Origin of the sequence: Streptomyces sp. NPDC006516 (assembly GCF_040611875.1) — a bacterium.
Lineage (GTDB): Bacteria > Actinomycetota > Actinomycetes > Streptomycetales > Streptomycetaceae > Streptomyces.
This window is the reverse complement of sequence record NZ_JBEXPD010000005.1, coordinates 403,279-414,719: the sequence shown is the minus strand read 5'-3', so window position 1 is coordinate 414,719 and position 11,441 is coordinate 403,279. Positions and strand designations below refer to the sequence as shown.

General features: G+C 71.7%; 10 protein-coding genes and 1 pseudogene. 7 read left to right on the top strand and 4 right to left on the bottom strand.

All coding sequences use genetic code 11. From position 1 onward, the window contains the following. Both ABZY45_RS18220 and ABZY45_RS18215 read right to left on the bottom strand, forming a co-directional pair. Positions 1-133, bottom strand: a pseudogene (locus tag ABZY45_RS18220) (sulfate adenylyltransferase small subunit); the annotation flags it as partial. Continuing rightward, a complete protein-coding gene (locus ABZY45_RS18215; RefSeq protein WP_356741069.1) occupies positions 115-801 on the bottom strand; it encodes a phosphoadenylyl-sulfate reductase in 687 nt (228 codons plus the stop codon). The pseudogene ABZY45_RS18220 and the gene ABZY45_RS18215, both read right to left, overlap by 19 nt. Before the next feature lie 561 nt (positions 802-1,362). On the opposite strand from ABZY45_RS18215, the gene ABZY45_RS18210 reads away from it, so the two are divergent. Genes ABZY45_RS18210 through ABZY45_RS18200 form a run of 3 tightly spaced genes read left to right on the top strand, consistent with a single transcriptional unit; the run spans position 1,363 to position 6,031 of the window. Then, entirely contained in the window at positions 1,363-3,063 is a 1,701-nt protein-coding gene (locus ABZY45_RS18210; protein WP_356741067.1) for a hypothetical protein, read from the top strand. Further along, positions 3,060-4,301: a hypothetical protein gene (locus tag ABZY45_RS18205; protein ID WP_356741065.1), complete on the top strand. Its 1,242-nt coding sequence runs from the start codon at positions 3,060-3,062 to the stop codon at positions 4,299-4,301. The genes ABZY45_RS18210 and ABZY45_RS18205 overlap by 4 nt, the downstream gene beginning before the upstream one ends. A 47-nt stretch (positions 4,302-4,348) precedes the next feature. Further along, the gene (locus tag ABZY45_RS18200; RefSeq protein ID WP_356741064.1) at positions 4,349-6,031 is read left to right on the top strand and encodes a nitrite/sulfite reductase; all 1,683 of its coding nucleotides are present in this window, start codon (positions 4,349-4,351) and stop codon (positions 6,029-6,031) included. A gap of 183 nt (positions 6,032-6,214) precedes the next feature. Here ABZY45_RS18200 and ABZY45_RS18195 read toward each other — a convergent pair whose 3' ends face one another. Beyond that, the gene (locus tag ABZY45_RS18195; protein WP_356741062.1) at positions 6,215-6,961 is read right to left on the bottom strand and encodes a hypothetical protein; all 747 of its coding nucleotides are present in this window, start codon (positions 6,959-6,961) and stop codon (positions 6,215-6,217) included. A 105-nt stretch (positions 6,962-7,066) separates the two neighbouring features. Here ABZY45_RS18195 and ggt point away from each other — a divergent pair, with 105 nt between their 5' ends. Then, positions 7,067-8,872, top strand: coding sequence for a gamma-glutamyltransferase (gene ggt, locus ABZY45_RS18190; protein ID WP_356741060.1), 1,806 nt, complete (start codon positions 7,067-7,069; stop codon positions 8,870-8,872). 150 nt (positions 8,873-9,022) lie between these two features. Then, positions 9,023-9,715, top strand: coding sequence for a glycoside hydrolase family 75 protein (locus ABZY45_RS18185; RefSeq protein WP_356741058.1), 693 nt, complete (start codon positions 9,023-9,025; stop codon positions 9,713-9,715). A 35-nt stretch (positions 9,716-9,750) separates the two neighbouring features. Here ABZY45_RS18185 and map read toward each other — a convergent pair whose 3' ends face one another. Next, positions 9,751-10,518, bottom strand: coding sequence for a type I methionyl aminopeptidase (map, locus tag ABZY45_RS18180; protein WP_356741056.1), 768 nt, complete (start codon positions 10,516-10,518; stop codon positions 9,751-9,753). A 41-nt stretch (positions 10,519-10,559) separates the two neighbouring features. Between map and ABZY45_RS18175 the strand changes: the two genes are divergently transcribed. Continuing rightward, entirely contained in the window at positions 10,560-10,835 is a 276-nt protein-coding gene (locus ABZY45_RS18175; RefSeq protein ID WP_356741054.1) for a helix-turn-helix transcriptional regulator, read from the top strand. Between the two features lie 117 nt (positions 10,836-10,952). Next, on the top strand, positions 10,953-11,333 hold the full coding sequence (locus tag ABZY45_RS18170) for a PPOX class F420-dependent oxidoreductase (protein ID WP_356741052.1): 381 nt from the start codon (positions 10,953-10,955) through the stop codon (positions 11,331-11,333). Positions 11,334-11,441: the final 108 nt, after the last annotated feature.

Genomic DNA, 11,441 nt, shown 5'->3' with positions numbered 1-11,441 from the left:
TGCCGCCGGAGAACAGGATCACCGGCCGCTCGAACTCACCCGCCACCTCACGGAAGATGTGCACCGCCTCCGACTCCAACGAGTCCAGATGGCTCCGTACCAGGGCCGTCGGCGTCATCCGTGTAACCCGCATTCGGTCTTGCCGCGCCCGGCCCAGCGGCCGGCCCTGGCGTCCTCGCCCTCCCGCACCCGCCGGGTGCAGGGGGCACAGCCGACGGAGGCGTAGCCGTCCGCCAGCAGTGGGTTGGTGAGGACGCCGTGCTCGGCGACGTACGCGTCCACGTCCGCCCGCGTCCACCGCGCGACGGGCGAGATCTTCACCTTCTTCCGGCCCCGGTCCCAGCCCACGACCGGCGTCGCCGCCCGGCCCGGGGAGTCCTCACGGCGCAGCCCCGTCACCCACGCGTCGTACGGAGCGAGCGCTTCCCGGAGCGGCTCGACCTTGCGCAGCGCGCAGCACAAATCGGGGTCGCGGTCGTGGAGCTTCGGGCCGTACTCGGCGTCCTGCTCGGCCACCGACTGACGCGGGGTCAGCGTGACGACGTTGACGTCCATCACGGCGTCCACCGCGTCCCGGGTGCCGATGGTCTCCTCGAAGTGGTACCCGGTGTCCAGGAACACCACGTCCACACCGGGGAAGACCCGGGAGGCCAGATGGGCGACCACCGCGTCCTCCATCGAGGACGTCACGCAGAAACGTTTCCCGAAAGTGCCGGCGGCCCACTGCAGCACCTCGATCGCCGAGGAGTTCTCCAGTCTGCGGCCCGCTTCGACGGCCCACTGCTCAGATATGCGCATCATTGGCTTCCTTGGTGAATCCCCGGGTGAGGAGTCCGAGGAAAGAGAGCTCGAATGCGCGTATGCACGCCATGCATTCCCAAGCTCCGCGGCCGGTATCCGAAGGCCGCAGATCCTCGTCTCCGCAATATGGGCAGTGGAACGGTGCTACGCGCTCACTCACGGACCCTCCAAATGGCTGCCGACCCGCAGGGCCCGCCAGGCGATCCGGAAAAGTCCAGCGGCTGGTGCCGGAGTCTCGTCCCCGTCCCACCCTGTGCAGCGCCAGCAGATTAACGAGGCCGGTATACGCGGCGCTGACCTCGGGCTGATCGGGCGCCGGAGGCGCCGTCTCCGCGCGGTTGTTCCAGACCGGCGCTGCGTCAGTGCGGAGCAAGCCGCACATCAGACGTCCGTCAGCGGGCCCTGCGACAGTTCACAGGAAACATTTCGCAAAAGTTTTGACGGCGAATTCGGCGCCTGTTCCGGGACCGGGTCGCAGAAAAGGCGAAAGGGGTGCACGCAGAGATGCCGACGGGCAGACTCCGAAACAACACATTGGCGCGGCGTACCGTGGTGGGACTCATGGCGCTGGGGATGGCCACCGGACTTCTGTCCGGGTCCGGTCAGGCGGCGGACACCCCCGTCACCTCCACGTCCCGATTCGAGGCACGTGACGGCATCACCTACACCGCCACGAACCACCTGGTCCGCGCGGCGTCGGGCCCCGGCCGTGAATGGCTGCTCGCCTGGGCCGGCTCCGAGGACCCCGCGGCCCCCGACTTCCTCACCGTCATCGACGCGACACCCGGCTCCCGTTCGTACGGCAAGGTGGCCAACACGGTGACCACCGGACCGGGCACGGGCAACGAGCCGCACCACATGCAGTACGTCTGGCACAAGGGCGACCGGCTCTACGCCGGCGGCATCTACTCCGACACGACGTTCGTCTTCGACACCAAGGCCCTGCCGGAGCTGAGGCTGGTCGGGGTCAACACGCCCACGGACACCCCGTGCGGGACACTGCCGGACGCCTACCAGGTGCTGAAGGACGGCACCGCGTACGGCACCTACATGGGCGGCCCGAACGTCACCGGACCCTGTACCTACACCAACGGTGAGGTCAGGGAGGGCAACGGCGCTGGCGGATCACCGGGCGAGATCGTGCACATAGGTGAGGACGGCCGCACGCTGGCCGAGATCCCCGCAGCCACCGAGGAGGGGGAGGACCCCAACCGGTGCGCCAACGTGCCCTCCCTGGAGAAGGCCACCTGCGCCAACCCGCACGGCATAGCCGTACGCGAGGACCTCGACCTCATGGTGGCGAGCGACTTCGCGGAGGCGAGAAGTGTCGCGGCCCCCGGTGCCACGGCCAAGTCGGCCACGGCCTCGGGTCCGACCGTGGCCCGGCAGACCGTGCGCGTCTTCGACATCAGCGACCGGTCCCGTCCGGAACTGCTCTCGGTCACCAAGGTCCCCGACGGCCCCCGCGCTCCGCTGGAGGCGTCGGCGACCTTCGCCGAGTCCCGTGTGGTCATGGAGACCGCACTGCCGAACAAGCCGGGACACCGTGGGGCGTTCGTCTCCTCCATGGCCGGTGGCGCCGTCTTCTACACCCCGGACATCGCGGCCGCGAAACCCGAGTGGAAGGAGGTGTTCGACGACACCACCGCCTACCGGTCCTTCCAGGAGGACGAGACGGTCACCGGCGGCGGCGACAACTCCAGCTGGCTCGCGGTGAGCCCGGACGACCGCTATCTCTTCCACACCGTGATGGGGCAGTCGACCCCTTACGGGAAGCCGCTCGACAAGACGACCGGCATGCTCTACGTCCTGGACATCCAGAAGCTGCTGCGTTCCGGCAACTCGGCCAGGTGCTCGGTGGACCAGCTCCACGAGGTCTCCGAGGGAGGCGACGAACGCGACTGCCCCGAACTGGTCGACGTCATGCCGATCCGCGATGTCACCGACGGCGGTCCGCACTGGGGCGCCATGGACAACTTCGCCCGCGACGGGAAGGGGAAGTACCGCGAGACCGACCGGATCAGGCGGATCGCGACGTCCAACTACTTCATCGCCGGCACCTTCGGCGGCGGCGGTGACCACCGGGTCTGCATGTTCGACCTGGACGAGAAGGGCAAGATCTCGCCCGACCGGTCCTTCCGCGACGAGGTGACCAGGAAGCCCTGTGTGAGCTTCGACAGGGAGTCGTGGCCGCACGGCGCCACCGGCAACAGCAGACCGCACGGGGTGCTGTTCGTGGTCAGCGATCGTGCCCTGCGGTGAGAGACACCTCCACCATGCCCGAGGTGACCGCGGCCGGAGCACCCCTCGGTCACCTCGGGCAGTCCCTCGTACCGGGCGGTGACCTGCTCCCCACCGCCCTCGTCCTGGCCCTCGGCCTCGGCGGCGGCCTGCTCCTGATCCGCAGCGGGAGGATGCGGCGCCGCTCGGTCAGCGCCGGCTACTTCTGCCTGGTCCTCGCGGTGGCGGTTCTGGTGAGCCTGGCCCCCGCCCGGAACCCGGAATCCGTCGCCGCACCCACCACGGGCACCCCGGTGCAGGCGGTCTTCCAAGCCGGCGGAGAGGCGGTGACGGTCACTGTCGTGCCGAATCGTCCCGGCACCAACCTGGTCTCCGTGGCGACGCCGAAAGCATCCGCCGGGACCGATCGGGACCACCTCGTCGCCGGTGAACGGCGGCCCGGCAGCACACGCACCTGGGTGACCGTGGAACTGGCCCCCGGCAGGAGCAGCCTCTGGGTCGAGGCCGGCGGAGTGGTCGGCGAGGTGAAACTCGACACCGGCCGGGGTGAGACGAAGTCCCGCACCGGGCTGGCCGGGCCTGACGGCCCCGAGTGCGCCAGCGCCGTGGTGGGCGCCGCGGCGGCGTCGGCGGAGGAGCTCCCCGTCACCTGCCCGGCGGACCGCCTCTCCGAGCAGGACGCCTCGGCCCTCGGCTCCACCGTCCGCCATCTGAAGGAGCGTGGCGAGAAGACCCTGGCGCTCGCGGAGGACACCTCCCCGCGCGGCGCCCAGGCCGGCACGGTGGTGCGCTCCGAGGCCGCCCGGGCGGGTCTGCGGGTGGTCGGCCCCGAGGAGGGCCGGCACCCCCTGGTGATCGTCTCCGGGTGGTCCGGGGCGGACAGGACGATCAGCCGGGTCACCGAAGGGACGATCGCGGCACGCGGTACGTACCTGGCGCCCTGGCTGCTGACCGCCCCGGCCCTGAAACCGGCGGCCGGTCAGCTCATCGCCCTGCGGTACTCCCCGCGTGACCCGATGCCCATGCGGTATGTGACGGCGCTCGCCGCACGCTACCCCGGGGAGCAGCCCACCGCGGCCGGCTACGAGGAGTGGCAGCGGGCGCTGGGCGGTGTCCGGCAGGCCCCCGCGCAGCTCTACGCGGCGGCGGTGGCCTACCTCCCGGGCTCGGGAGCCGGAGGGACGGGGCACCACGGAGCCGCCGGGACGAACTGGCTGCCCGACGGGATGATCACTCCGGTCACCGGCCCCATGGCGTAGCAGTGACGGCAGCGCACCACCCCCGCACCCCTCAGGGAGGGAACCGCATGACGACGCCATCCGCAGGCCGGCCGCAGCAGGCCGGGGCGCGCCACCACGGGCAATGGGCCCTCGGACACCGGGATCCGCTCAACCCCAACGAGCAGTTCAAGCAGGCCGAGGACCCGTTGCTCGTCCGCCGGCGCGTGGAGGAGGTCTACGCACGGCAGGGGTTCGCCTCGATACCGCCCGACGATCTCAGAGGACGGCTGCGGTGGTGGGGGCTCTACACCCAGCGAAGGCAGGGGATCGACGGGGGGCGCACGGCGGTGCTGGCCCCCGAGGAGCTCGACGACGAGTACTTCATGCTCCGTGTCCGGGTCGACGGGGGCCGGCTCGACCTCGCGCAGTTGCGTACGATCGCGGACCTCTCGACACGGTACGGCCGTGACACCGCCGACATCACCGACCGGCAGAACATCCAGTTGCACTGGGTGCGGATCGAGGACGTACCCGAGATCTGGCGCCGGCTGGAAGCGGTGGGGCTGTCCACCACCGAGGCCTGTGGGGACTGTCCGCGTGTGATCGTGGGCAGTCCCGTCGCGGGGGTGTCCCAGGACGAGATCGTCGACGCCACCCCCGCGGTCCGGGAGATCGTCGACCGGTTCGTGGGCGACCCCGAACTCTCCAATTTGCCAAGGAAGTTCAAGACAACCGTGGGCTGGCTGCCGGACGGGCCCTACGAGACCAACGACCTCGCCTTCCTCGGAGCAGTGCACCCCGTGCACGGCCCGGGTTTCGACGTCCGGGTCGGAGGCGGGCTGTCCACCGCGCCACGGCTGGCCGAGCGGCTGGGTGTCTGGGTGCCGCTGGAGGAGGTGCCGGAGGTCTGGCTCGCCGTCGTCCGGCTGTTCCGCGACCACGGGTACCGGCGGCTGCGGAACCGGGCCCGGCTGAAGTTCCTCGTGAGCGACTGGGGCGTGGAGCGGTTCCGGCGGGTCCTGGAGGAGGAGTTCCTGGGACGGCCCCTGCTCGACGGCCCGGCCCCCGTCCTGCCGCCCGGACCCATCGACCACATCGGCGTGCACCCGCAGAAGGACGGACGTCACTACGTAGGGGTGGCGCCGATGGCGGGCAGGGTGTCCGGCACCTGCCTCGCGGCGCTGGCCGACATCGCGGAGCTGCACGGGTCCGGCCGGATACGCCTCACGCCGTATCAGAAGCTCCTGGTGCTCGACGTGGCCGACCCGGAGCCACTCGTGCGCGACCTGCGTGCCGTGGGCCTCGAGGCGGAGCCCTCGTCATGGCGCCGCTCGACGATGGCCTGTACGGGCATCGAGTACTGCAAGCTCGCCATCGTCGAGACGAAGGGCCGCGCCGCGCGACTGGTGCGGGAGCTGGAGGAGCGCCTGCCGGAGACCAAGACGGAGATCAGTGTCAACCTGAACGGCTGCCCGAACGCCTGCGCCCGTACGCAGGTCGCGGACATCGGCCTCAAGGGCCAGCTGGTCGCGGGTCCCGACGGCCGCCAGGTGGAGGGGTTCCAGGTGCACCTCGGCGGAGGACTCGCACTCGCCGAGAACGGCAGCCCCGGATTCGGGAGGAAACTACGAGGGCTGAAGACGACGGCGGACGAACTGCCCGACTATGTCGAGACGCTGACCCGGCGCTACCTCGCGGGTCGGGCGGACGTCACCGAGACCTTCGCACAGTGGGCGGCCCGTGCTGACGAGGACGAGCTCAGGCCCTGAGCGCATCCGGGGCACGGGGACACGGTGGCGCGGGACAGCGAGGTGCGCGCCGCCCGGACCGGGGCGCCGCCCGGCCCGGTACGCACGGCGCGGCCGGACCGGTGGTGCCGCCCGGTCCGGCCGCGCACGGCTCGGCCGGCGGCCCGGTGGTGCCGCCCGGACCTCGCACCGGCCGCGGACGGTTCAGCCGGCGGCCCGGTGCGAGGTCCGGGGCGCCGTGGGCAGCGGGGCCTGCGCCGCACGCGTCACATCGCCGACCAGTTCCACCACGTCGGGCCCGTACGCCTGGGAGTTGACGACCTTCAGCAGCAGTACGAACGAACCACCGCGGTGCTTGCGCTGCAGCTTCTCGTGGTTGCGCATGAGGTAGCGCGAGGCCGCCTGATTGGTGATGGCCCGCTGCCCGCACAACAAGAAGACCGGACGCGCCTCCTGGCTGCCCGTCAGGCGCGCCAGCAGTACGTACTCGCTGACGCCCGCCTCCAGCCGGTAGCGCTCCGAACCCACCTGGAACGCGGCGCGGTCGGGGCCGGGCTCCGGGGTGACGTTGATCTTCACGCCCGGCAGCAGGGACTGGAGGTGCGCGGCCATCCGCCGGTTGGAGCCGGGTCCTCCCACGCAGAATTCCGTACGCTCCCCGAAGCCCTGCTGCGCGGTGTCGTGGGAGACGATCTGGGCGTGCGCCGAGCAGTCCTTGATGAGGGCGGAGAGTTCCAGCAGGGCGAAGACGTCGTTGCGGTGAACGGCGCCGTCGCCCCCTGCCTCACGGTTGACGACGAGCAGGCACTCGGAGTTCCCCGGCAGCCCGAAGAAGGCCTGCTTGCGCCGGAGTTTGCGCCGCCACAGATACGTGCGGGCGAACCAGCCGAGGGCGGCGCTGATCCCGGCGGCTATGAGGCCGAGCACGATGTTGCGCACGTCGTCATTCATGAGCGGGCATAGTAGCGGTCTGCCGGGACACACGGCCGAGGCGGTCCTGACGATCCGTGTGATGCGGCGTTACCCTGCGCGGACGATCCTTCCTTGGAGGTACGGATGCGTCGTTCCGTAGGCCGGAATGTGTCGATCCTCAGCGTCGTCGCCGTCATCGGCTCGCTCGCCGCAGCAGCCCCCGCCTCACCGGCGCCACCCCCGATGGTCCCCAAATCGCCCGTGGCGGTGGGTTATGGGGGAGCCGTGTCGAGTGTCGACGCCGACGCGTCGGCGGCCGGCATCGAGGTGCTCCGCCAGGGAGGCAACGCCGTCGACGCCGCCGTGGCGACCGCGGCGGCGCTGGGTGTCACCGAGCCCTACTCGGCGGGCATCGGCGGTGGCGGGTACTTCGTCCACTACGACGCCCGGACGCGCACCGTGCGCACCATCGACGGCCGCGAGACCGCGCCGCGCAGCGCCGACTCCTCGCTCTTCCTGGAGAACGGGAAGCCCGTCCCCTTCAACGACGCCGTGACCAGCGGTCTCGGTGTCGGGACCCCGGGCACGCCGGCCACCTGGGAGAAGGCGCTCGACGCCTGGGGCAGCAAGCCCCTGCGCCGCCTGCTCGAACCGGCCGAGCGTCTGGCCCGCGACGGCTTCGTTGTGGACGACACCTTCCGCTCCCAGACCGCCTCCAACCAGGCGCGCTTCGCCGACTTCCCCGCGAGCGCGGACCTCTTCCTGCCGGGCGGGCAGCTGCCGGTGACCGGCTCCGTCTTCAAGAACCCCGATCTCGCCCGCACGTACAGGACGCTGGGCCGTGAGGGCGTGGACGCGCTGTACCAGGGCGAGCTCGCCCGGGACATCGTCTCCACCGTCCGCAATCCCCCCGTGGACCCGGCGGCCACCCGGGTGGTGCGCCCCGGTGATCTGACGGTCGCGGACCTGAAGGCGTACCGCGCGCTCGGCCAGGCGCCGACCAAGGTCTCCTACCGGGGCCTCGACGTGTACGGCATCGCACCGTCCTCGTCCGGGGGCACGAGCGTGGGGGAGGCCCTCAACATCCTCGAGTCCACGGATCTGTCGAAGGCGAGCGAGACGCGCTACCTGCACCGGCTGATCGAGGCGAGCCGGATCGCCTTCGCGGACCGCGGCCGCTGGGTCGGCGACCCGGCGTTCGAGGACGTGCCGACGCGGGAACTGCTCAGTCAGCGCTTCGCCGACTCACGCGAGTGCCTCATCAGGGACGACGCCGTCCTCACGAGCCCGCTCGCTCCGGGGGACCCGCGTGATCCCGCGCGCTGCGCGTCCGGCGGCAAGGCCGCGCCGACGACGTACGAGGGCGAGAACACCACGCATCTGACGACCGCCGACAAGTGGGGCAACGTCGTCGCCTACACACTCACGATCGAGTCGACCGGCGGCAGTGGCATCACCGTGCCGGGCCGCGGCTTCCTGCTCAACAACGAGCTGACCGACTTCTCCTTCGCGCCCGCCTCTCCGGCGGTCCACGACCCGAACCTGCCCGGGCCCGGCAAGCGCCCGCGCTCCTCGATCTCGCCGACCGTCGTGCTGGAGCACGGAAAGCCCGTGCTGGCCCTCGGCTCACCCGGCGGTGCCACGATCATCACCACCGTGCTGCAGTCCCTGACCGGACACCTCGACCGGGGGCTGCCCCTCGTCGAGGCGATCGCAGCGCCGCGGGCCAGCCAGCGCAACTCCGCCACGACCGAGATCGAGCCCGGGCTGTGGAACAGTCCGGTCCGTGCGGAGCTGGAGGCGCTCGGACACGTGTTCAAGGCGAACCCGGAGATCGGCGCGGCCACGGGCGTCCAGCGGCTGCCCGACGGGCGCTGGCTCGCCGCCGCCGAAAAGGTGCGGCGCGGCGGGGGCTCGGCGATGGTGGTCCGACCGAGCGGCCGTCCGTGACGGCTCGTCGCATGCCGGGGCCTCAGGGCCGGGAGGACGCGAGCGCGTCCTGCCGGCCCCGAGGCCGCGCGGCGGCCGGGGCCCCTGGCCCCGCCGGCAAGGGAGGGCCCGCCAGGGTCCTCCGCGTCCAGTGAAAGGGCATCCCCCACGGTGCGTACGCGAATGCTCGCCCTCGCCACAGCCTCAGGAGCCGCGGTGCTCGCCGCCGCGGCCCTCCCCGCCACAGCGGACCCCTCGTCGGGCAGGGCCTCCGGGGAAGGCGCCGTCGGCGCCGCCGAGCTGCTGGCGAAGGTGAGCACCTGCGACCGGATCTCCCACGGCCTGTACCGGACGGACCAGGGGCGGCCGGCGAAGATCCCGGTGTGCGGGACGAAGGAGGCCGTCTTCTGGGAGGCGGACATGGACATCGACTGCGACGGGAGGACCACCGCGGTCTGCAACAGCCGGACGGACCCCTCCTTCCTGCCCGCCACGGCGTTCCGGACGTCGGCCGGCAAGCCCCTCGACTCCGGCGCGCTGCCGTACATCGTGGTGCCGGGCCCCGGGCCGCTCTGGAAGTACGCCGAGTCCGGGATCAAGGGGGGAGGTGTCGCCGCCGTGGTGTACGAGGGCAAGGTCCGGTACGCCGTGGTGGGGGACACCGGCCCCGCCGGGATCATCGGGGAGGCGTCGTACGCCACGGCCCGGGCGCTCGGGATCGACCCCGACCCCAGGAGCGGCGGCACGGCGTCCGGAGTCACGTACATCCTGTTCCGTGGATCAGAGGTGTCGCCCATCGAGGACCACCGGGCGGCCGTCGAGACGGGTGAGGCCCTGGCCCGGAAGTTCGTCGCGGGGGACTGACGGTCCGCCCCGGGCGCGACCCCCGGGAGAGCCGCTCAGGGCGCGGTCAGGATGCGGGGCCCGGCGTCCGTGATGGCGACCGTGTGCTCCGCGTGGGCCGCGCGGCTGCCGTCACTCGCGCGCAGCGTCCAGCCGTCGAGGTCCGCGTGGAACTCGTCTGTGCCGCCGCCGATCAGCATCGGCTCGATGGCCAGCACCATCCCGTGCCGCAACGGCATGCCGCGGCCGGGGCGTCCCTCGTTCGGTACGGACGGGTCCTCGTGCATCTTCCTGCCGATGCCGTGCCCGCCGAACCCGTCCGGGATGCCGTATCCGGCGCCCCTGCACACCGTGCCGATGGCGTGCGCGATGTCGCCGATACGGTTGCCGACGACCGCGGCCGCGATGCCCGCGTCCAGTGCGGCGAACGCCGTGTCGACCAGCCGGACGTCCTCGGGCCGCGGCCGGCCGACGACGAAGCTGATGGCCGAGTCACCCGCCCAGCCGTTCAGGGTCGCTCCGGCGTCGACGCTCACCAGGTCTCCGTCGCGGAGCCGGTAGCCGGTGGGGATGCCGTGCACGATGGCGTCGTTGACGGACGTGCAGATCACCGCCGGGAAGGGGGTGGGGGCGAAGTGCGGACGGTAGTGGAGGAAGGGCGAGCCGGCGCCCGCCGCGTGCAGGACCTCGCGAGCGGCCTCGTCGAGTTCGTGCAGGGACGCGCCGACCACCGCGGCCTTGCGCGCGGCGGCGAGCACGTGTGCGACGACCCGGCCGGTCTCACGCATCGCTTCGATCGATGAATCTGTCTTGAGCTGAACCATGCCAATTACTATACCGGTCCGACCGGTATTAGAATGACGGCATGGTACGGAACCCTTTGACTCCGGAAGAGCGCCGCCGCGGCGAGCGGCTCGGCGAACTGCTGCGTGAGGCGCGAGGCGGGCGCAGCATGGTCTCGGTCGCCGCAAGTGCGGGGATCTCGGCCGAGACGCTCCGCAAGATCGAGACGGGACGGGCGCCCACCCCCGCGTTCTTCACGGTGGCGGCGCTCGCGGGAGCCCTCGGGATGTCGATGGACGAACTGCTCACCCGTTGCGCGGCGCTGCGGGAGCCGGACGAACTGCCGCTCCTGGCGTAGCGGCACGGCGTCCGGGGCGATGCTGCTGATTCCGGGCGGCTGTCGTCTCGGGGAGGGGGCTGCCACGCCCGGCGTCGAACTGTCGTTCCCCGGGCCTGCCGGAGTAGGGTCGCGCCCGTGACCCTCCAGGACTTCGCCCGCAGTGAGTACGTCAGCCTGACCACGTACCGGAAGGACGGCACGCCCGTCGCCACGCCCGTCTGGGCCGCGGCCGACGACGGCGTGCTGTACATCTGGACGCGGTCCGACTCCTGGAAGGTCAAGCGGCTGCGTAACGACAGCAGGGTCCGCGTGACCGTCTGCGACGTCCGCGGCCGGATCGCCGAGGGTGCGCCGAGCGCCGAGGGCACGGCCCGGCTGCTCGACGGCGCGGGGACCGCCGCGGTGCGCAAGGTGCTCGCCCGCAAGTACAGGTGGAAGTTCTGGCTCGTGGACTGGCCCGCCACGGTCGCGCGCCTCGGCAAGCGCCCCCACACGGGCATCGCCGTCACCCTCTGAGGGGGCGCGGCGCGGCCCTCGCGCGCTCCGGACGCACCGCGCCGGAAAAGCGCGCGTAGCCCGTCCGTAACACGCCTGCGGTCGAATGCCTGCGGACCGGAAGGACTC

What these genes read in the sequence shown, in the direction of transcription:
- ABZY45_RS18215 (WP_356741069.1), bottom strand. Translation starts at nt 801, where the DNA reads ATGATGCGCATATCTGAGCAGTGGGCCGTCGAAGCGGGCCGCAGACTG.
- ABZY45_RS18210 (WP_356741067.1), top strand. Translation starts at nt 1,363, where the DNA reads ATGGCGCTGGGGATGGCCACCGGACTTCTGTCCGGGTCCGGTCAGGCG.
- ABZY45_RS18200 (WP_356741064.1), top strand. Translation starts at nt 4,349, where the DNA reads ATGACGACGCCATCCGCAGGCCGGCCGCAGCAGGCCGGGGCGCGCCAC.
- ABZY45_RS18195 (WP_356741062.1), bottom strand. Translation starts at nt 6,961, where the DNA reads ATGAATGACGACGTGCGCAACATCGTGCTCGGCCTCATAGCCGCCGGG.
- ggt (WP_356741060.1), top strand. Translation starts at nt 7,067, where the DNA reads ATGCGTCGTTCCGTAGGCCGGAATGTGTCGATCCTCAGCGTCGTCGCC.
- map (WP_356741056.1), bottom strand. Translation starts at nt 10,518, where the DNA reads ATGGTTCAGCTCAAGACAGATTCATCGATCGAAGCGATGCGTGAGACC.
- ABZY45_RS18175 (WP_356741054.1), top strand. Translation starts at nt 10,560, where the DNA reads ATGGTACGGAACCCTTTGACTCCGGAAGAGCGCCGCCGCGGCGAGCGG.